The 19574-nt window shown below is 44.1% G+C and carries 17 protein-coding genes; 4 read left to right on the forward strand and 13 right to left on the reverse strand.

What is annotated here, in order from left to right; all coding sequences use genetic code 11:
* The first annotated feature begins 4 nt into the window (after positions 1-4).
* Both G632_RS0104225 and G632_RS0104230 read left to right on the forward strand, forming a co-directional pair.
* Positions 5-1696 (forward strand): 2-hydroxyacyl-CoA dehydratase family protein, encoded by a 1692-nt coding sequence (locus G632_RS0104225; RefSeq protein ID WP_022767788.1) that lies wholly within the window; start codon positions 5-7, stop codon positions 1694-1696.
* A gap of 17 nt (positions 1697-1713) precedes the next feature.
* Positions 1714-1929: a hypothetical protein gene (locus tag G632_RS0104230; protein WP_022767789.1), complete on the forward strand. Its 216-nt coding sequence runs from the start codon at positions 1714-1716 to the stop codon at positions 1927-1929.
* A 51-nt stretch (positions 1930-1980) separates the two neighbouring features.
* Here the strand turns inward: G632_RS0104230 and G632_RS0104235 are convergent, their stop codons facing one another.
* The 7 genes from G632_RS0104235 to G632_RS0104265 form a co-directional block, all read right to left on the reverse strand.
* On the reverse strand, positions 1981-2166 hold the full coding sequence (locus G632_RS0104235; protein ID WP_022767790.1) for a CooT family nickel-binding protein: 186 nt from the start codon (positions 2164-2166) through the stop codon (positions 1981-1983).
* A gap of 16 nt (positions 2167-2182) precedes the next feature.
* Positions 2183-2524, reverse strand: a complete 342-nt coding sequence (locus G632_RS20925) for a hypothetical protein (protein ID WP_051154858.1) — start codon at positions 2522-2524, stop codon at positions 2183-2185.
* A gap of 12 nt (positions 2525-2536) precedes the next feature.
* Positions 2537-4231 carry a phospho-sugar mutase gene (locus G632_RS0104245; RefSeq protein ID WP_022767791.1) on the reverse strand — a complete coding sequence of 565 codons (1695 nt, stop codon included), beginning with the start codon at positions 4229-4231 and terminating at the stop codon, positions 2537-2539.
* A 210-nt stretch (positions 4232-4441) separates the two neighbouring features.
* Complete coding sequence (locus tag G632_RS0104250) at positions 4442-5359, reverse strand: radical SAM protein (protein WP_026512379.1); 918 nt, start codon at positions 5357-5359, stop codon at positions 4442-4444.
* 18 nt (positions 5360-5377) lie between these two features.
* Entirely contained in the window at positions 5378-7162 is a 1785-nt protein-coding gene (locus tag G632_RS0104255; protein ID WP_022767793.1) for an ABC transporter ATP-binding protein, read from the reverse strand.
* Between the two features lie 12 nt (positions 7163-7174).
* Positions 7175-8908, reverse strand: a complete 1734-nt coding sequence (locus tag G632_RS0104260) for an ABC transporter ATP-binding protein (RefSeq protein ID WP_022767794.1) — start codon at positions 8906-8908, stop codon at positions 7175-7177.
* A gap of 294 nt (positions 8909-9202) precedes the next feature.
* Entirely contained in the window at positions 9203-9682 is a 480-nt protein-coding gene (locus tag G632_RS0104265) for a hypothetical protein (RefSeq protein ID WP_022767795.1), read from the reverse strand.
* 120 nt (positions 9683-9802) lie between these two features.
* Between G632_RS0104265 and G632_RS0104270 the strand changes: the two genes are divergently transcribed.
* The gene (locus G632_RS0104270; protein WP_022767796.1) at positions 9803-12556 is read left to right on the forward strand and encodes a phospholipase D-like domain-containing protein; all 2754 of its coding nucleotides are present in this window, start codon (positions 9803-9805) and stop codon (positions 12554-12556) included.
* A gap of 52 nt (positions 12557-12608) precedes the next feature.
* Here G632_RS0104270 and G632_RS0104275 read toward each other — a convergent pair whose 3' ends face one another.
* From G632_RS0104275 to tig, 5 genes are all read right to left on the reverse strand, one after another.
* Positions 12609-13115: a GNAT family N-acetyltransferase gene (locus tag G632_RS0104275; protein WP_022767797.1), complete on the reverse strand. Its 507-nt coding sequence runs from the start codon at positions 13113-13115 to the stop codon at positions 12609-12611.
* Between the two features lie 49 nt (positions 13116-13164).
* On the reverse strand, positions 13165-13692 hold the full coding sequence (locus tag G632_RS0104280) for a cysteine hydrolase family protein (RefSeq protein WP_022767798.1): 528 nt from the start codon (positions 13690-13692) through the stop codon (positions 13165-13167).
* Positions 13693-14242: 550 nt separating this feature from the next.
* Positions 14243-15793 (reverse strand): glutamine-hydrolyzing GMP synthase, encoded by a 1551-nt coding sequence (gene guaA / locus G632_RS0104285; protein ID WP_022767799.1) that lies wholly within the window; start codon positions 15791-15793, stop codon positions 14243-14245.
* A 50-nt stretch (positions 15794-15843) separates the two neighbouring features.
* Positions 15844-17160 (reverse strand): C40 family peptidase, encoded by a 1317-nt coding sequence (locus G632_RS0104290; RefSeq protein WP_022767800.1) that lies wholly within the window; start codon positions 17158-17160, stop codon positions 15844-15846.
* 73 nt (positions 17161-17233) lie between these two features.
* Positions 17234-18475: a trigger factor gene (gene tig, locus G632_RS0104295; RefSeq protein WP_022767801.1), complete on the reverse strand. Its 1242-nt coding sequence runs from the start codon at positions 18473-18475 to the stop codon at positions 17234-17236.
* 134 nt (positions 18476-18609) lie between these two features.
* Between tig and G632_RS0104300 the strand changes: the two genes are divergently transcribed.
* Positions 18610-19083, forward strand: a complete 474-nt coding sequence (locus G632_RS0104300) for a hypothetical protein (RefSeq protein ID WP_022767802.1) — start codon at positions 18610-18612, stop codon at positions 19081-19083.
* 25 nt (positions 19084-19108) lie between these two features.
* Here the strand turns inward: G632_RS0104300 and G632_RS0104305 are convergent, their stop codons facing one another.
* Positions 19109-19561 (reverse strand): DUF1934 domain-containing protein, encoded by a 453-nt coding sequence (locus G632_RS0104305; RefSeq protein ID WP_022767803.1) that lies wholly within the window; start codon positions 19559-19561, stop codon positions 19109-19111.
* Positions 19562-19574 lie beyond the last annotated feature (13 nt).

The following is a 19574-nucleotide window of genomic DNA, read 5'->3' on the forward strand; positions in this document are numbered from 1 at the left end:
ATATATGGCATTCGGACTTAAAGACATAAAAGCAAAATATCGAGAGCTCTTCGTTGTAGAAAAGAGCCCGGAAGAAAAGAATAAACCAAAAGACGTAAAGAAAATGGCCAGGGATTTCTGGTATGGCAAGCCCCATGAAGAGAGACGCCTTGGTGATCTCTACGTCGGCAACACAGGACTTTACAAGCACCGTGAGTGGCGTGGCGTAAAAGACACCATGTACTACTTCAACATGATCTGGCTTTACAACTACGCTCACATGGTTACTGATATCATGAAGTACGGCGGCGGTCCTAAGGGCGTTGTTACTTTCGTCAAGGGAACCATGAGATATCGCTGGATGGGTCAGACTTATCTTACAGTTATGCACTGGTTCGACAGAGGTCTTGAAGGTACAAGGGGCGAGGCCATGAAGGCTTCTGCATGGCACTACCGCGGAATGGTAAGTGAGACCATCAGACAGTTCATGAGAATGTTTGAGGCCGACAAAAAGCTCAACGGCGGAGAAGAGAACGAGACCTGGAAAAAGACTATTGCCCACAACGAGACGCTCAGTGGAAATATCTTTTACGGCTGGAGAGGTGAACTCGATGACGTAGCTCTTGAGATGATCCCCTACTTCGTTTCAGTACACGTAAACAACCACACAGTTCTGAATTACATTGACGCAGCGCAGTCCATCGGACTTCCTGCAGATCCATGTCCTATGTGTCAGGCTGAGTACGGACTCTTTGTCCTTGACGATTATCCGGATTACAGCCCGGTTATGCTTACAACGAACGAGGCCTGTGACGGATCCGTTGCAACTTCAGTTCTTCAGGACTGGTTCTTAAACCGTCCGCTCTATGCTATGCCACAGCCTATGCGCTATGACGATCCTCTGGTTCAGAAGAACTGTCAGAAAGAGATCGAAGGCGCATGGAAGTTCGTAGAAGAGAACTTCGGCATCAAGATGGATTGGGATAAGTACGTTAAATATGCACAGAACTTCAACAAACTCACCGAGTTTGAATGGGAGAAATGGGACGTTGCAGCCAACACTCCTTACTATCCTATCACCGGTGTTGCTCAGGCTCTTTACAGAATCTACTACTCACAGGATGGTGACAGACCTATCTGGCATGAGATGGATGCACATGTAAAGCGCATCATGGACAAGTGTGTCAAGAACAAGATCGAGACCTTCCCAAAGACCAGACACCGTGCAATTGCATGGAGCTGCGCACCTCTTTACTACTCACACTGGTGCACATGGGCTTACAACTGCTGGGGTATCAACTGCGTAATCAACATGGATTCACTTATGTTTGACCAGTACCTGCGTACCGATACTTACGAGCACGCTCTTGAGGATCTGGCATGGTTCAATGAGAAAGCACCTATGCGTGCAATGGCAGTTGGCGGACACGAGCACATTCTTTCCCTGTTTGATTACATGGAGAGATTCAACTGCGATATGGTCATCATGTACGACCAGCTTCAGTGTAAGGGAATGCAGGGAATCCACGGAGTATTCGAGGACGAATTCCGCAAACGTAACATCCATGCTATCTGGGTTCCACATGCTCTTCCGGATAAGAGAACAGTATCCCGCGCAGAGATCCGCGATATCATAAACGACTACATGACAACCGTAATGCGCGAGGAGCCACTGGATCCTTCACTTCTTGATTTTGATGACGGTGGCAGCTGGTAATTAAAGGGAGAGTAATTATGAGTAAAATATTAAAATTCTTTTTCAAGCTTTTCAGGATTGCAGCACTTATTTATGGCATCCTCTTCGCAGTTTTCTATTTTGATCTGGATGGCAAATTCCTGTACTACATTTGGGAGCCACTTATGATCAAGCGCTTTGATAACATGAAGCGCCCCGATGCAACTGCAATGCCTTACTCAATGAAGGAAAGCGTAGAAGATACAAGTCTTTAAGAAATTAAAAGAGGCTATCGCACCTAGCGATGGCCTCTTATTTTTTTGTTCTTATTCACAATCGATCCTGATGACTCCGCCTGTCAGGTCAACAAAGGTGAGCTTACCCTTAAAGCTCTTTTTCTCACCCATGAGATCCGTGCAGATGACGTTGTCCCCATCAAAGGTTATGGTACTTACGTACTCCATGATTGCCTCATCCGGCTTGGAGTTCTTATAAACTGTAGAAAGGCACATATCACACCTCCTTCTATCAGTCGCCACTGATAAGATCAAGCGCTGCCTTAAGGTTGGCATTGCCTTCGGAAAAGAGCTTTTCCGCCTCCGATACCTTAGCTGATGCATCAGCAAATCCAAGGCTCTCAAGCTTATCTGCAAGCTTTGTCAGCTCGTCAGCATGGCTGGTGTTGTGCTTGTAATTGTAGTCCAAAAGAGCTTTTACCTGCTCTTTGTTCTCCATAGGATGATCATGGTGGTGATGCTCGTGATGATCGTGGTCATGATGTTCTGCACCATTCTCGTGATCATGCGTATATGTATGAGTATGCTGACTTCCGTCATGCTCATGTGTATATGTATGTGTGTGCTCGCTCATTTATATATCCCCTTACTCAACAGAATTTATCAGATCAAGAGTAGCTTTCTTGATATCGGCGTTAACCTTCAGCGCATTCTCTCTTGAATCCTGATTTGAATAGAAGTAGAACTTGATCTTGGGCTCTGTTCCACTTGGTCTTATTGCAAACCATGAGCCATTATCGAGGAACATTCTGATAGCGTTCTGTGGTGGAATGTCTTCGTAGCCGTTTATGTAGTCGATGACCTTTTCTACCTTGGCACCGGCAACTTCTGTAGGAATGTTCTCCCTGTAGTACTTCATCATGCGCTGGATACGCTGAGCACCCGGAATTCCCTCAAGCACGATGTTCGGCTCATCCTCTGCAAAGAAACCGTACTTGGCATAGATCTCGCCAAGAACATCCCAAAGGGTCTTACCCTGCTTGCGGTAGTAAGCTGCTGCCTCTGCAACCAGCATTCCTGCTGAGATTCCGTCCTTGTCTCTGATATCCTCACAAACTGCATATCCAACTGACTCTTCATAGCCAAAGAGATACTGATAGCCGTTCTCGTGAAGGTAAGGGATCTTGCCACAGATATTCTTAAAGCCTGTCAGAGTCTCAAACATCTCAACTCCGTAAGCCTTTGCAATTATTGTTGAAAGAGTTGAGGTAACAATAGACTTAACCATTGCTCCCTTAGCAGGCAGTGTTCCTGCGCTCTTGTGTCCCTCAAGGACATAGTTTACAAGAAGGTAACCTGTCTGGTTTCCGTTAAGAGGAACGTAGTTGCCGTTGTCATCTCTGATCTCAATAGCAAATCTGTCAGAGTCGGGGTCGGTAGCCATAAGAAGCTCTGCACCAAACTCTTTTCCATACTTCTCAGAAAGAGCAAAGGCCTTGGGATCCTCGGGATTGGGATATCCGACAGTTGTGAAATCAGGATCGGGATTCTCCTGCTCGGGAACGATCTTCCAGTTAGTAAAGCCTCTGTCTGTGAGCATCTGCCTGAACGGAATTGATCCGCATCCGTTAAGTGGTGTGTAAACAAGAGGAATTGAAAGATCAAGATCGTCGCCCTCGTGGATTGCCAGGGATTCAATCTTGTCCAGATACTCTCTGTCGTACTCCTCACCAAGAACTATGATCTTGCCTGCCTTTACGCCCTCATCATAGTCGGACTTCTTGATTCCGGACCAGATGTCTACCGCATTGATGCACTCGGTCATTCCGTCTGCAACCTCTGCTGAAACCTGGCATCCGTCATCCCAGTAAGCTTTGTAACCGTTGTAATCCTTAGGGTTGTGGGATGCTGTGATATTGATTCCGGAAACCGTATGAAGGCGTCTTATCATAAATGCCAGCTCAGGTGTAGGGCGAAGGCTCGGGAAGGTATAAACCTTGATGCCGTTAGCCGCAAAGATTCCTGCTGCCAGCTCTGAAAACTCTCTTGAAAAATGTCTGGGATCATGAGCTATGATAACACCTGCGTCACAAGCTGCCTGTCCCTTTGAAACGATGTAGTCGGCAACACCCTGTGATGCCTTGCCTACAGTTAAGAAATTCATGCGATTGGTTCCTGCTCCAACCTTACCCCTAAGGCCTGCAGTTCCGAATGCAAGATCCTGATAGAATCTCTCTTCCTTTTCCTTCTCATCATCTGCGATGGCAGCAAGCTCAGCTTTTAAGGGATTGCTGTCAGAAAGCTTATTCATCCACTCTTCATATCTTGACTGATAATCCATGCATTAACCCTCCATAAAATCACAATTATATTTAATATTTTCGCCCATTGAAAGGGGTTTTGCAACCCCCTGCAGGGGAGTTTGGGCGCAAGTAAGTGGGGACGGTTCAGTGTGAGTCAGTGGGGACGTTTCAGTTTGACTCATTTTGTAAAGCAAAATGAGTCAAACTGAAACGTCCCCACTGACTCACACTGAACCGTCCCCACTGACTCACACCCCTTCACAGTCAAACTCCGGAATGAAGCTCTCCGAAGCAGTCTCACCCTCCTGAACATAGCCGTTTACTACGCCTAGGTTCGACGCGTAATCAACAAGGCTCCTATACTCAGCTTCCGTGATCTTCCTGTTGATCTCAGGAAATTTCTCAAGCCCCTCTCCCGGTGTAAACTGGTTCATCAGGCTGATATAGATACTATCACCATAGGTCTCATACAGATATTTCGTGATAATCTTGGCCTGTATCAGCATACCCGGCATAAGAAGATGCCTGACAATAACGCCCTTTTTAATAAGCTCCTGCCCTTTATCATCCGTCTCAAACACGCACTCAGGACACTGCCTTACCATCTCCGCAATGGCGACTCTGGCAGCCTCGGGGTATCCCGGAGCATTGCTATACCTAACAGCATCTTCCTCCCTGATGTATTTAAAGTCCGGAAGATAAATATCAATCAGTCCCTCAAGACGTTTCACACTCTCGATATTCAGGTACGAAGATGTATTAAACAGGAACGGAATCTTAATTCCCTGCCCCTTGGCTCTCTCGATCGCATCTGCAATTGTAGGGATAAACATGTCCCCCGTCACGAGATTTATATTGTTTGCACCTCTCTCCTGCTGCTCAAAGAATATCTCCACAAGGCGTTCCGTTGTTATGTATTTCCCAACCTCTCCCCGGCTGATCTTCCTGTTCTGGCAAAAGACACATCCCATATTGCAGCCTGAAAAGAACACCGTTCCTGACCCGGAAGTGCTGGAAATACAGGGCTCCTCCCACATATGGAGAGCAGCCCTTGATACGTGCAAAGTATTCAGTTCCCTGCAATAGCCCCTTGTGATGGTCCTGTCCACCATGCAGTTTCTGGGGCATAACCTGCAGGATAAGTAGTCCTTATCCATGTCTTTCATAATGTAAATTATACAACATTACGACGCGCTGACAAACTGCGCCGAGTAGAGCTCGTAGTAGGCTCCTCTTCTTGTCATCAGGCTCTCGTGATCGCCCCATTCAAGGATTCCACCGTCATCAATAACAAATATCTTGTCCGCATTCTTGATGGTGGAAAGCCTGTGTGCAACCACAAATGAAGTTCTCTTTTTAAGAAGCTCCTCAATTCCCTGCTGAACCAGGATCTCAGTTCTGGTATCGATACTTGCTGTAGCTTCATCCAGTATCAGGATCTTGGGATCTGTTAAAAGAGTTCTCGCAAAGGCCACAAGCTGTCTCTGTCCATTGGAGAGTCCGCCTCCGCGCTCTGTGATCACAGTGTCATACCCCTTCTCCATCTGTGAGATAAAGTCATGGGCATGCACAGCCTTTGACACCGCCAGCATCTCCTCATCCGTGGCATCAGGTCTTCCGTACTTGATATTATCCCTTATGGTTCCGGAAAAGAGATAGTTGTCCTGAGTCATGATTCCCAGCTGATTTCTAAGTGACTGGATTGTCACCTTGCTGATGTCATATCCGTCCACCAGAACCCTACCGCTCTTGGTGTTATAGAACCTGCTGATAAGACTCACAATGGTTGTCTTACCTGCTCCTGTCGGTCCAACCAGAGCTATGGTCTCTCCCTTTTTAGCCTTAAAGCTGACGTCGTGAAGAATATCCACATCCGGCTCATCGGGGTAAGCAAAAGTCACGTGATCAAACTCAACATTTCCCTCAATCTCGGGAAGGTCGATAGCTCTTTCTCCATCCTTAACAAGAGGATCCATATCCATGATCTCGTAAACTCTCTCAGCAGAAGAAAGGTTTGTTATCAGCTTGTTGTAATAGTTGGCAAGGTTCCTGATAGGACTGAAGAACATGCCAAGATAGAGAACAAAAGCTGAAAGCGTACCTATGGACTCCGGCTGAACATTGAGCTTTGTAACTGCCAGATAGTAAAGCGTGGCTGTTCCAAGTCCGCCTGCAATCTCGATTGTAGGGCTGTAGATATCAGTTATAACTACCGCATTTCTGAAGGCCTTGATAACCTCATTGACAAGACCGTCGAACTCCTTTGAGGACTCCTCCTGAGCGTTGAAGCTCTGGATAATGGATACTCCTTCAATTCCCTCATGGATGTATGCTGTCATGTTGGAATCTTTCTTTTTCCAGATCTGCCACCTTTTGTGGGCCAGGATCTCGCAGAAGTACAGTCCCAGCATGATGATCGGAACTGCAACTGCCGCAGACAGCGACAGAACCGGGCTCTTTACGATCATAATAGCCAATATCGCAACAAGCATCACTGCCTCAGGTGCCAGGGTCGTAATAGTGCTTGAGAGAACCTCTTTTAACGCATTGACATCACCCGTGATCCTTGCCAGGATCTTGCCGGATGGTCTCTGGTCAAAAAAGTCTACGCCCAGCTCCTGAATATGGACATAGAGCCTTCTTCTGATGTTCATGATCATATCGTTTGAGATCACAGCCATAATGCGCCTCCAGATCCTGGTGGCTGCGTAGTTCACAAAGGCCAGGACTATCATAAATCCGGCCATGGTAAAAAGCCCCCGGACATTTCCATCTATGATCTCATCATCAATTACTTTTTCTATCAGCAGAGGATAAGTGGTCTGAATGGCAACCGTCACCAGAATAAGTCCGGTTACCAGCACAATTTTACCCTTATATTCCAGGAGATTCTTAAGAAGTCTCTTTAAGACGTCAAGCTTAAGGCTCTCCTTTAAATCCTCATCCTCTCTGGTGCTGTTTATTGCCATATATGCACCTCCTTACTCATTTACCGCAAGAGCATTCCTGTAGTCTCCGTACTGGGCTTCGTAGGTGCTGTAGTACAGTCCCCTCTTTCCGATGAGCTCAGCATGGGTTCCTCTCTCTTTTACTCTTCCGTTTTCCAAAACTATGATCTCATCTGCGTCCTTAACCGATGATATACGGTGACCGATGATGATCTTACTCATGTCTTTTTTCTTTAAAAGCTCCTGCTGGATCGCAGCTTCCGTCTCCATATCAAGTGCAGATGTGGAGTCATCAAGAACCAGAAGATCTGCCTTCTTGGCAAGGGCTCTCGCAATTGAAAGTCTCTGCTTCTGACCGCCGGACAGGCCAATGCCTCTCTCTCCGATAACCGCCTCGTAGCTATCGGTTATCTTCTCGACAAAGTCTTTTGCATGGGCACTCTTAATGGCATTTCTTACCGTCACCTCGTCCATGCTGTCCTTAAATCCAAGTCTTACATTCTCAGTGATAGTGTCGGAGAAAAGAAATACATCCTGGGTTACCACTGATGAGAAGGCCCTTACATCGCTAAGTGGCATGTCCTTAATGTCTTTTCCCTCGATGCGAATGCATCCGTCTGTCACGTCATAGAATCTCTCAAGCAGGTTGACGATGGTACTCTTTCCCGCACCCGTTGCGCCCATGATACCCAGGGTCTTTCCTTTTTCTATGGTAAAAGACACATCCTCTAAAATGGGCTTATCGTCGATAGCAAAGCTTACATTCTCAAAGCTGATCTGTCCGGGAACGTTTGCTGATTCCGAAAGCTCTTTTCCCGAAGGATCGGTGATATCGGGTGTTGTGCCAAGAACCTTGGATATCTTCTTGTAGCCTGCAAGTCCCTGAGAAACCAGTGAGAGCATCCAGCCAAGATTCTCGATGGGCCATACGATGTTGATCGAATATGACACGAATGCCACAAGTGTTCCGTAGGTTATGCTTCCTTTGATCGCTGCATAGCCGCCGATTGCAACCACAGCCACCTGCATAACCTTAGGTATAAGGCCGATGAGCGGATCAGAGTCTGCAAGGTCAGAGGCAAACTTCTTGTTGGCCTTAGCATAGTCGAGGTTCTTCTCATCGAACTTCTTCATCTCAGTGCCTTCAGCGGAAAAAGCCTTAACGGTCCTTACGCCTGAGATGTTTTCTTCAACGACCTTGGTAAGGGCTGCATTTCTCTCACTTATGTCGTCGTAATCCTTGCTAAGTGTCTTTTCCAGATGAAGAGCCACATAGGCAAGGAAAGGCATAAACACCAGGGGAACAAGGCTGAGCTTCCAGTTGAGCCTGATCATGCAGATGACTACTCCGATGAAGTAAACTGTCGCCTCTGTCAGCAGCATTCCAACAAATCCGGTCAGATCCCAGACTGCTCCGGCGTCATCCTTGACCCTTGCCATGAGTTCGCCGGTGTTGGTCTTGTCAAAATATCCCTTGTGGAGCGTGAAGATATGCTTCATCATATCTTTTCTAAGGCCAGATGCCACGCGACATCCCGACATGTCACAAAGGAACTCTTTTACGAACTGGAAGAAAGCTCTTCCCAGGCCTGCTGCCACAAACAGAAGTATGTCCCTTCTGAAAATATCCATATTTCTTCCGACGATGACATCATCCACCATGGAAAGTGTTACAAAGGGAAGAAGCACATCGATTGCTGTGCTGCATATAAGTGATATTCCGCCGAGGGTATATCTCCACCAGTTCCTTATCAAATACTTTTTCATAATTATCACATCCTCATATAAAAACAGCGGTAGAGCCCGGAGACCCTACCGCCATAAACAGCCATAAAAATAGCGTGGTCTCCATGCGGATACCACGCCTGATTGCTTCAAGACAAATCCAATTACTGAGCAAACTCCTGCGAGGTAACCACAATTTCCATATTCACTGCCACATAATTTCTAGTCTTTAACATTGTCCTTACCTCCTTTCTTAGTTTGCTTTGCTACAAGTAATTATTACATTATGCTAATTGATGGGCTTTGTCAACACAATTATTTAAATTAACTGTCTTTTTACCTGATAACCTTGTTTTTACTAACGTAGCCTTCGGCTGATGCTGCCTTCTGAAATGCCTCGAAATTCTTGTTATTGTTCAGGTACATGGTATAAGTTCTCGGGCCTTCAAGGTTTACCCTGATCTTGTCTTCATCGATCTCATCTACTGTCATGGTCCAGTCTTCATCATGGCACTCAAAGTTAAATACTACTGTATCCTGCACTTTGGGCTCTCCGAAAACGATCCTGCCCTTGGACTTTAAGATTATCGAATAGATCGCCGGAAGGTTGTCTGCGCTCATCTTCACAGTTCCATCCGGGCCGTCAGCCATGCATATGTCAGACTCATTGCTGAGTACAAATACGTCTACCTTGAACTCCCTGATCTTCTTTGTTTCCATAAACAGGGCAGTTATTACAAAGACTGCAAAGCCCAGCGCCAGTGCTACCAGTAGAGCTACAATCCATATCCTGTCTTTTGATACTTTACTTTTCATACAACTCCTTCCCCTAACGGTTACCATTATAACATGTACTATCCGCCCGTCATCTTGAATTTGATGCCGTATTATTTTACGATTAATAGTGTGATATCATTCCGTCAGAAAGGAAACCGTATGTCAACTATAATTGATGGACTTGAAAAAACGACAAAAACTGAAATTGCAGAGCTTCTAGCCTGTATTGAGTCTTATACCCCAGCAAACTGGGTAGGTCAGACCGTAAAAAGCCTTGCAAATATCTTTAGAAAAATCGCTAAAAAAACTGTAATTCCCGCCGGACTAAATGTGTTGTACGAAGCAAAGGTTGATGAACTTGTTCGAACACCCCATGACATTCTTATGTCACGAGCAAGAAATGATATTGTGAAATACGGAAAAAGAGTTGGCGTCCGGGGTGGCAGCGATGATATGCTCTCCGTTTCAATGATGCGTGCTGTTTCCGCTTTGTATGGAAAGCAGCATTATTCAGTGATGTCTCCTGCGGAAATGGCCGATGATCTCACAGTCAAATGCAAAAACAGGGACGTCAATAAAATAAAGCGCTTGCCGGCAATATGGGGAATTGTCGCCATTGTAATTATCATTATCACTTTGTTTTTGCTTATATATATAAGCCACAAATTATCTGGTTATGGCATTCCTCAGTCGCAAATAAATAAGATCAAATTATTTGTTATTGCAATCGGACTAATAAGCGAGGTCATATGGTTCCTTTCTACAAAGAAAAAGCTTTCTTTGGAAAAACTGGCTTATGTGATTGCAGTAGGTGGAACAGGGTATGGAAAGACCTTTTCGGTTTCGATAGATGAAACCACAATCTCGAAAATGGATCAGGATTTGTCAACAAGATATGAGGCAGGACTTAGAGCTCTGCATACTATTGCCGGGCAAATTGACCTTATAAGAAGTCAGATTAAAAGCCTTTCTGAAAACAATGACAGGCTATCCGCAGAGATAAAAAAAGATGATGAATATCTGAGAACACTCAATATATCTCTATCTGAATCCAATGCAGATGTTTCATTCATAAATAATCAGATAAAGGAGAAAGAAAGCGAGAAAATAAGAAAAAAAGAATCGATCCTTCAAGGAGAAAACACCATATCTCAAGCTAAGGATGCGATTAAACATTTCGATGAACAGAAAATAGCTCTAAGAAAAATACTGGTGGGCCAAATCAGCAAGCTCTGGATTTCATCATATTCAGAACTCAATCTGCTAAACGGTTTTTTTGAATCAATGGTGGATTCATGCGAATGGAATGCGTTTGAGAAAATAGAAAGACGACTTATTGAACTACTAAGGGCTCAAGACCCTCAGGCTCTCGGCGAACCTTCCACCAACGATCAACTGTTTATCAAGTTTTCAACAAAGCAAGAGTGTGGTCAGATCTTCTATAAAGTTGATAAAAAAATCAATTTGACCGGGGTACTCCGAGGGCTTCCCAAGCCGGATGATATTGCGCTTGGAGAAGATGATTTACGTCGTGTTCTCATAGAGTATGGCATTATCAAAGACGCTCAAGAACCTGTGTCCACGGGAGGTATTTCTGCTAAAAAGATTATAAACTCTCTGGCAGTAAAACTTAAAGAGAGCCAAGTAAAACTCAACGATCTTTCACATCAGAATGCACAGCTTGTAGTTGAAAAGGAGACATTGAACCTGGAAATTGCTTCAAAGGAAGCTGAAAAAGAGCGCTTAGAAGAAGAACGTGACGAACTCAAGAGCCAACTAGAAAAGTCAATTGTCGACGAAGCTGAAAGGCTTGAGCTACAAGCCAAACTGAATGAATTAAATAAGAAAATATCAGAGTTGGAAAATGACTTGAAGGATAAGAAGATTGAAATAGATAACCTTAATAAGACTTATGAAGAAAAATACCAAAAGCTGTTAACGGACATAAAGCAAGGACATGCTGAAATTAAGAATTTAGAAGCTGCTATTTCAGAGAAAGTGTCTGTAATTGGAGCCCTTAATCAGGAAAATGAAAAACTAAAAAATAATAATGATAAACTTGAAAGCGATATCTATTTGAAACAGAAGTTGCTTGATGAAAGAAGAAAGAAATTAGATTCGCAGGGTGCTAAAGCAACTGAGCTTAATAATATAATTGAAAAATTGGAAAGCGAGAAGAAATATGATGAAGGTGTAATTCAAGCACAAGCCACGCAAATAACCCAAAATGAAGAAAAGCAAAAACAACTCAAAAAAGAGATTTCAGTTTTAGAGGAGGCGAAAAATAAGGTCCAGGAAATAATCACATTGCAGGATAATAAGATTTCCCAGCTGCAGCGTGACAAAGAAAAACTTGAAAATGAGCTTAAGAGCTCGACAATTTTAAAAGAGAATAAGATACTAAATGAGTTTAAAAATGCATTTAAAACAGCTAGTAGTGAAATAGATATTGCTGTTCCATGGCTGGGGAAATATGCATCCGACGAATTTCCGGACCTTATGGAAAGCTGCCTTAAAAGAAATGTAAAAATAAAAATTCGTTATGGACTAAAGGATGATAATAAAGACAAAGACTATTCAGATAGCAGATTGAGGGAAAAAATAGCCAAAAAAGAAATGCCCGGTACTCGCTTTGAGTGGTCCGTCAAAAACATAATGGATTTGCATAAAAGATTCGACAAAGAATATCCCGGAATGTTCATAAGTTATCGTCATCGTTCTCACTCAAAGCTGATGATGGTAGATAACAAATACTACATTATCGGTAGTCTGAACTTTTTATCGTATCAAAGAGACGGCTCCGGTTGGGGAGAACTTGCAGAGAAAAGTGAAAATTCTACCGTAATCAAGACCTTGTACGATATGTATTTTAGTTTTGAAAAAACAAAACCTGAAAATGATTTAGGAATATAACAAAAAAGGCAATTCGCTGGCAAAAAGTGAATTGCCTTTTACCACTGTCTATTTATGTATTTTTCTGTATTCGAACAAAAAAGTGCCCCTCATCTTCACCGACTATCTTTCCTCCGTTCTTAAGCATTACCTTCTGTGATGCAATATTATCTTTGTTTACGCGAAGGTAGATTTCATCTTCTGGTACAATCTTTTTCGCTTCTAGGAGCGTTAGCTTTAAGCCGGCTGTACCATACCCTTTTCCTCGCTCGTCTCTTTTGATGCTATAACCGATATGACCTGCACCATTCCTAAGAGCTTCTGTGAGGTGATGTCTGATGCGAAATTCTCCGACAAGATGTCCTTCATCCCAAAGGTAATAATATGTTTCCGGAACAAACCAATCCGGCATATTAACAGGGTGTTCATAGGAAATCAGGGTTTGCAGAACCTGATCTATATACTCCTCATATGATACTCCGTTATATGGATTTGTTAAGCCGTTCTCATCTTCAGGAAGTGCTGTAGTATACTCCCACTGTGCTTTTGCATCTTCTTTGTTTATCTTTCTAAGTTCCATGATATCTCGCCTACTCTTTTTTGATCTTTGGTTTTTGGGTTCTTAGCTATCAGGTCTTCTGCATTAGTTTAATTGCTTCTTCCATCGATACGCATTCCGCAAATCTTTTCGGCCACATCATTTCGTTATAGTACCTGTAAGTGGTCTCTGCATCCATGTAATCATTGTCAAAAGTTGAATTGGTCCCTTTTGGAATAATTACTTTATAGCCTCTCTCAAAAGCAGATTTTACAGTTGCATCAATACAGAAGTTGGTCTGAAGCCCGATAATCATCAGCTCTTTTTCACCCGTCTGTTTCAAATATTCTGTAAGATCAGGATTTCCAAAGCAGCTGTTGATGGTTTTTACAAAGACTTTTTCATCCTTGTTTGGCGCCACCTGCTCTGCGATTTCAAAAGCTTCATCCCCAATCGAAAAGCCTGATCCCGGCCCATCATCATGCTGAATGTAGATTATTTCTGTATTGTTGCTCCTGGCTGTGTTAATCAATTCAGTTATGTTATTGATAAAGCTCTCGCACCCATAAAGCCTGTCGTTTGTTATGCCCTTTTGGACATCTACTACAAGTAATATCATATCCTGCTCCCATTTTACGTCTCAAATCTTACTTTTCTCGATTTTGGACGATGCCATTTTAACTATTACGTCTGAAATCATATTTTTCGAATTTCAGATGTATTGAGCACTATTATAGCAAGCAGAGTTTTCTTTCTACAAGCATTATTTGACAACAGTTGTCTGACAATATGCATTTTTATCAAACAATCCCCGACAATACCAAGACATGAATTAGTATTCACCCAAGCCTTACGCCTGTTCTTTACGTCTAAAATAGCATTTTTTCAAATCCAGATGTAGTCCATTTTGAGGCATATATCTCAATTTCAAAAAATTCAATTTCAGACGTAAATCATGTGCTTTTTATCGTCAACTTATGTTTGTTTCAGATCTATCACTATTTCATTTTCATCTGGTTACAATTTGTAACCAATTGACTTCCTTAGCGTCGAAGAAGCCAAGCAGGATGACCTGCATAGAAAAATAATTCGTCAGATAGAAAAAGGCAAAAAAGATAATAAAAAACCCGCAAAGCCTTGAAAATACTAGGTTTGCGGGTTTTGATTTTTTACTCAAGCTCCACCGTTCCCGGGGGCTTACTTGTAAGATCAAACATTACACGGTTAACGCCCTTGACCTCGTTGATGATGCGGCTCATGACCTTCTGAAGAACTGCGAATGGAATCTCTGATGCCTCTGCGGTCATGAAGTCTACGGTCTCAACGGCGCGGAGAACCACGGCGTAGTCGTAAGTACGCTCATCTCCCATAACACCTACGGAACGCATGTTGGAAAGAGCTGCGAAATACTGGTCAGGGAGCTTCTCAAGACCTGCCTCGGCAAGCTCGGTTCTGTAGATGTAGTCAGCGTCCTGAACGATGCGAACCTTCTCGGCTGTAACTTCACCGATGATACGAATACCAAGTCCGGGGCCGGGGAATGGCTGACGAAATACCAGGTACTCGGGAAGTCCGAGTTCAAGACCAACCTTGCGGACTTCGTCCTTGAACAAAAGACGAAGTGGCTCAATGATTTCTTTAAAATCAACATAGTCGGGAAGTCCGCCAACATTGTGGTGAGACTTGATGACAACTGACTCTCCGCCAAGTCCTGACTCTACAACGTCAGGGTAAATTGTTCCCTGAGCGAGGAAATCAACTGCTCCGATCTTCTTGGCTTCTTCCTCGAATACACGGATGAATTCCTCTCCGATTATCTTACGCTTTCTCTCAGGCTCCTCAACGCCCTTGAGCTTAGCGTAATATCTCTCAGCCGCATTGACGCGGACGAAATTTATATCAAAATTACCGTTTGGTCCAAATACTCCCTCGACCTCATCGCCTTCATTCTTACGGAGAAGTCCGTGATCGACAAAGACGCAGGTGAGCTGTCTTCCGATGGCCTTGGCAAGAAGTGCTGCAAGAACCGATGAATCAACACCGCCGGAAAGAGCAAGAAGTACCTTGCCATCGCCGACCTTCTCTTTGATCTCCTTAACCGTATTCTCAACGAAGGAGTCCATTCTCCAGGTTCCCTGTGTATTGCAGATATTCCTTACAAAGTTATGAAGAATCTCTTTACCCTGAACGGTATGGAGAACTTCAGGGTGGAACTGGATTGCATAGAGCTTCTTGTCCTCGCAGGCAGCTGCTGCAACAGGGCAATCTGCCGTGTGTGCAATGATATCAAATCCGGGTGCAACCTTGCTGATGTAGTCAAAGTGACTCATCCATACAATGGTCTCCTTGTCGATATCCTTAAACAGTGTATCGCAGGATCCGTCAATAAAAGTATTGGTCTTGCCATACTCCCTTACAGGAGCCTTCTCAACCTTGCCACCCAATAGGTGCATCATAAGCTGTGCGCCGTAGCAAAGTCCAAGAACCGGAATTCCCAGTTCAAAGAGCTCTTTGGTGTATGAAGGTGCACCATCCTCATAACAGGAATTGGGACCACCGGTAAGGATGATTCCCTTGGGCGCCATCTCCTTAATCTGCTCAATTGGCGTACGATAAGAATAAATCTCACAGTACACATTGCATTCTCTGACTCTTCGGGCAACAAGCTGGTTGTACTGCCCGCCAAAGTCAATGACTATGACCTTTTCTTCTGAAGCCATTCTTCCTCCTCGCAACTAAAAACTCAACTTCTATCACATCAAATACTGCCTTACAAAAATCTCCTTACAGTGATGATCGATCTGTAAGTTGCAGGGCTGTACTTAATACCTGTCTTCTGAGTACTGGCGTGGACAATCTGTCCGCCACCTATATATATTCCAACGTGTCCGCCGTAGTAAATTACATCTCCCGGCTGGGCATCCGCATAGGAAACTTCTCTGCCGTAGGATCCCTGTCCCCAGGAGGTTCTGGGAACGCTTATTCCAAAGGCCTTGTAAACTGACTGAACAAATCCTGAGCAATCTGCTCCATTGGTAAGGCTTGTACCACCGGGTACATAAGGATTACCGACAAACTGACATGCATACTTGGCAATATTGCTTCCGGTAGCACTTCCTGCTGCAGCATAGGTCTTACCGCCACCTGATGAACTGTTTGAGCCTGAACTGCTGCCCGATGAAGTTTCACCACTGTCGGATTCCGTATTTTGAGCCGCCTCGGCAGCTGCTCTTTCTGCTTCTAATGCATTCTGAGTAGCCTGCTTGGCTGCGTCAACTTCCTTTTGCTTATCCTCAATCTTCTTTTGAAGTCCTGCGATGCTGGCCTGCTGGCTCTTGACCTGAGCCGTATAAACTGCCGCGTCCTGTTTTGCCTTGGCAAGCTTAACTTCATAGTCTGCATAAGTCGCCTTGTACTGAGCAAGAAGCTCTTCCATGTAAGCTTCTTCCTCTTCAAGCTCAAACTGTGAGGCCTCAAGCTCTGCCTTTTCCTCTTCAAGCCTCTGCGCCAGTGCAGCTGCTGCCTCCTTGGCTGCCACATACTCTGAGAGTTTCTGTCTGTCGTACTCGTAGAGCTGTTCGATATACTGAGCTTTGTTCAAAGCATCTGCGTAACTTGTAGCCGTAAGCAGGAGCTGTACATAAGACAGATTTCCTTTTTCATACATGAACTTAACCCTTTGTACCATCGATTCATAAAGGGTTTCCTCATGATTTTTGGCCTCTTCATATTCAGCATTGGTCTGCTCTATCAGCTGTGTCTTATCTTCAATATCCTCTTTGATGAGTTCAATATCTGTCATCAGGCCAACGATCTCAGCATTGGTGGAATCAATAGCTTCCTGGGTTTCTCCAAGTCCCTCTGTTGATTCCGAGATCTGGCTGTTTGCCTCGTTTAACTTATTCTGGCTTGCTGCCTTCTGGCTCTCAGCCGCTTTCTTTTGCTGCTTCAGGGCCTTTTCTTCCTCTTCCAATTTCTTTTGCTGTTCCTGGAGTTCTTCACTGGTTGTAGCAAAAGACTGCACCGGAGTAAGTACAAAAAAAGCAAGGGAAAGTATCACGGCAACGATAGAATAAAATCTTTTCATCCCAATACCCCCTTGCTTTAATTTCAACAACTAGTATCAAATAAAACCAATTACTACTATATGTAGTATAACATTATTCTGAAATATTTGCATTCTCTACGAGGAAGTCTGCAACCTGCTCAGCCATGATCTGCTCTCTGTAATCCTCTGTGTCAAAGGATGCCTTGAACTCATCAATGGTGTTGTAGCTTGACTTGAAATAGTTGTCATAGTCTTCTTGGATATATTTATCAATGGTCTCCTGTGAAACCTCGATACCCTCTTTGTTTGCAATCGCCTGAAGAACCATGATCCTCTTGGTCTGCTGGTTAGCAAGGTCATTGAGGTAATCCTCAGGAGTTCCTGTAAGACCGTTGTTTTGCATTACTGTCTGAACATACTCTGTCTCTGAAACCTGAACGCCGTATGTGTAATAAATCTGCTGAACATAGCTCTTAAGAGAATCTACCATCTGAATGTAGTATCTGTTGTAGAGCTTCTCAGGCATATCGTCTACCGTTGCATTGTCTGCTACCGTCTCAACAGCTGCGTTCTTGAGGTCCTCATTGTATTTGGTATCTGCATCAGCTTCAAGTTCTGCACGAAGATGTGCTCTGAACTGATCCATGTTCTCAACATCCTCAAGGCCAAGGCCCTTAACCCACTCATCAGAAGGCTCAGTATCTGCAACCTTGATGCTGTTAACTGTTACTGTAAAGATAACATCCTTGCCAGCAAGATCTGCAGCGCCATAATCCTCAGGGAAGGTGAGGTTAAGATCAACTGTCTCACCCTTCTTAACTCCGATAAGGCCATCCTCAAATCCATCGATAAATGAACCTGAACCGATCACAAGGTCATATCCCTGTCCGGCTCCGCCCTGGAACTCTTCCTTGGTGTCAGCATATTTTCCAACGAAATCGATGTTGGCTGTATCGCCACTCTCGATAGCTCTGTCAGTAACTTCCTTCATGTTAGGATTCTGAGAATAAGCACTCTTAAGGCTGTCCTCAACGTCTGCATCTGTTACTTCTGTCTTCTTGAGATCAAGTGTGATTCCCTTGTAATCTCCAAGCTTAACCAGGCTGTCGATATCAACATCATTAAGTGTTACGGCTTCAAGCCCTGATACATCGATACTTCCGGAAGTTCCTTCCGTAGCTGCATCTGTAGAAACATCTGCTGTTGACTGAGCTGCCTCGCCGGCTGTAGCCTCTGTTGATGCTTCTGCTGTTGCTTCTGTTGTTGCTGTCTCTGTTGCTGCCTCTTTTCCGCAGGCACAGAGCATAACCATTGATGCTGCCAAAGCAGCGATTATTCTATAGTTTTTCTTCATAATATGTTACTCCTTCAAACAATATTTCTTATACTACCACACTCTAACTTCTTATTAAAGTATTTAATTGCGCAAAACTAAAAAGAATGCTAGAATAGGTAGTGCACTTTTTATTTAGTTTGGAGGATTACATTTTGAGTACAGGATTAATAGTTTTAATTGTAGTTTTAGTTGTTCTGATTGCAGCTGGTGTTGCACTTTTCATACTCGGTAAGAGAGCTCAGAAGAAGCAGGAAGAGCAGCAGGTTCAGCTCGATGCCATGAAGCAGACAGTCACAATGCTGATCATTGACAAGAAGAGAATGAAGCTCAAGGAAGCAGGTCTTCCACAGGCCGTTATCGATCAGACTCCCAAGCTCCTCAGGGGTTCAAGACTTCCTATCCTCAAGGTTAGGATCGGCAACAGAGTAATGAGTCTTATCTGTGATGAGAAGATCTTCGACTCAGTTCCTACCAAAAAAGAGGTTAAGGCTTCCGTAAGCGGTATCTACGTAACAGAAGTCAAGGGCCTTCACGGTAAGGTTCAGGCTCCCGAGCAGAAGAAAGGATTCTTTAAGAATCTCGTTGCCAAGGCTCAGGAAAAGGCCGGAGCAAAAATGGTTAAATAATAAAAAAGACAAATGCGGTGACAACTCAGCTTGCCACCGCATTTTTTATGTCTATAACTATCATCGAACTTGAAACCACCTGTCCTTCAATCTCCAGGTCATAATCCGCAACCAGCTTTATTTCCTCGTCTCCGCCGACCTTGGTAAAGTCAAAGCTCTTGGTCCTTACCTTCATCAGCATGGTTCCATAGGGCGTTGCATACTCAGTGTCATACTCAAGATCATCGGCAAATGTAAGCGTTGAGGTAGTTGCTCCTCCTCTTACAATCTCCATCTTCCGGCCATCGGCACCGATGTGCACCCGGTTGTGAACCTTCATGTTCCCGGCTCCGGTATCCTGTTCCTCGTCGTATTCGACGATAAAACTTCCGTCCTCCAAAAGCTCATATATTCCCGCTGCCAAAGATTCAACCTTTTCAGTAGGCTCGCCTTCTCTTGAATGTATGCCTGTAACACTGACCTCTACATTTCTCTTCATAAAATTCACCTGA

The sequence above is a fragment of the Butyrivibrio sp. NC2007 genome, from assembly GCF_000421405.1.
GTDB lineage: Bacteria > Bacillota > Clostridia > Lachnospirales > Lachnospiraceae > Butyrivibrio.

What these genes read in the sequence shown, in the direction of transcription:
- G632_RS0104225 (WP_022767788.1), top strand. Translation starts at nt 5, where the DNA reads ATGGCATTCGGACTTAAAGACATAAAAGCAAAATATCGAGAGCTCTTC.
- G632_RS0104230 (WP_022767789.1), top strand. Translation starts at nt 1,714, where the DNA reads ATGAGTAAAATATTAAAATTCTTTTTCAAGCTTTTCAGGATTGCAGCA.
- G632_RS0104235 (WP_022767790.1), bottom strand. Translation starts at nt 2,166, where the DNA reads ATGTGCCTTTCTACAGTTTATAAGAACTCCAAGCCGGATGAGGCAATC.
- G632_RS20925 (WP_051154858.1), bottom strand. Translation starts at nt 2,524, where the DNA reads ATGAGCGAGCACACACATACATATACACATGAGCATGACGGAAGTCAG.
- G632_RS0104245 (WP_022767791.1), bottom strand. Translation starts at nt 4,231, where the DNA reads ATGGATTATCAGTCAAGATATGAAGAGTGGATGAATAAGCTTTCTGAC.
- G632_RS0104250 (WP_026512379.1), bottom strand. Translation starts at nt 5,359, where the DNA reads ATGAAAGACATGGATAAGGACTACTTATCCTGCAGGTTATGCCCCAGA.
- G632_RS0104255 (WP_022767793.1), bottom strand. Translation starts at nt 7,162, where the DNA reads ATGGCAATAAACAGCACCAGAGAGGATGAGGATTTAAAGGAGAGCCTT.
- G632_RS0104260 (WP_022767794.1), bottom strand. Translation starts at nt 8,908, where the DNA reads ATGAAAAAGTATTTGATAAGGAACTGGTGGAGATATACCCTCGGCGGA.
- G632_RS0104265 (WP_022767795.1), bottom strand. Translation starts at nt 9,682, where the DNA reads ATGAAAAGTAAAGTATCAAAAGACAGGATATGGATTGTAGCTCTACTG.
- G632_RS0104270 (WP_022767796.1), top strand. Translation starts at nt 9,803, where the DNA reads ATGTCAACTATAATTGATGGACTTGAAAAAACGACAAAAACTGAAATT.
- G632_RS0104275 (WP_022767797.1), bottom strand. Translation starts at nt 13,115, where the DNA reads ATGGAACTTAGAAAGATAAACAAAGAAGATGCAAAAGCACAGTGGGAG.
- G632_RS0104280 (WP_022767798.1), bottom strand. Translation starts at nt 13,692, where the DNA reads ATGATATTACTTGTAGTAGATGTCCAAAAGGGCATAACAAACGACAGG.
- guaA (WP_022767799.1), bottom strand. Translation starts at nt 15,793, where the DNA reads ATGGCTTCAGAAGAAAAGGTCATAGTCATTGACTTTGGCGGGCAGTAC.
- G632_RS0104290 (WP_022767800.1), bottom strand. Translation starts at nt 17,160, where the DNA reads ATGAAAAGATTTTATTCTATCGTTGCCGTGATACTTTCCCTTGCTTTT.
- tig (WP_022767801.1), bottom strand. Translation starts at nt 18,475, where the DNA reads ATGAAGAAAAACTATAGAATAATCGCTGCTTTGGCAGCATCAATGGTT.
- G632_RS0104305 (WP_022767803.1), bottom strand. Translation starts at nt 19,561, where the DNA reads ATGAAGAGAAATGTAGAGGTCAGTGTTACAGGCATACATTCAAGAGAA.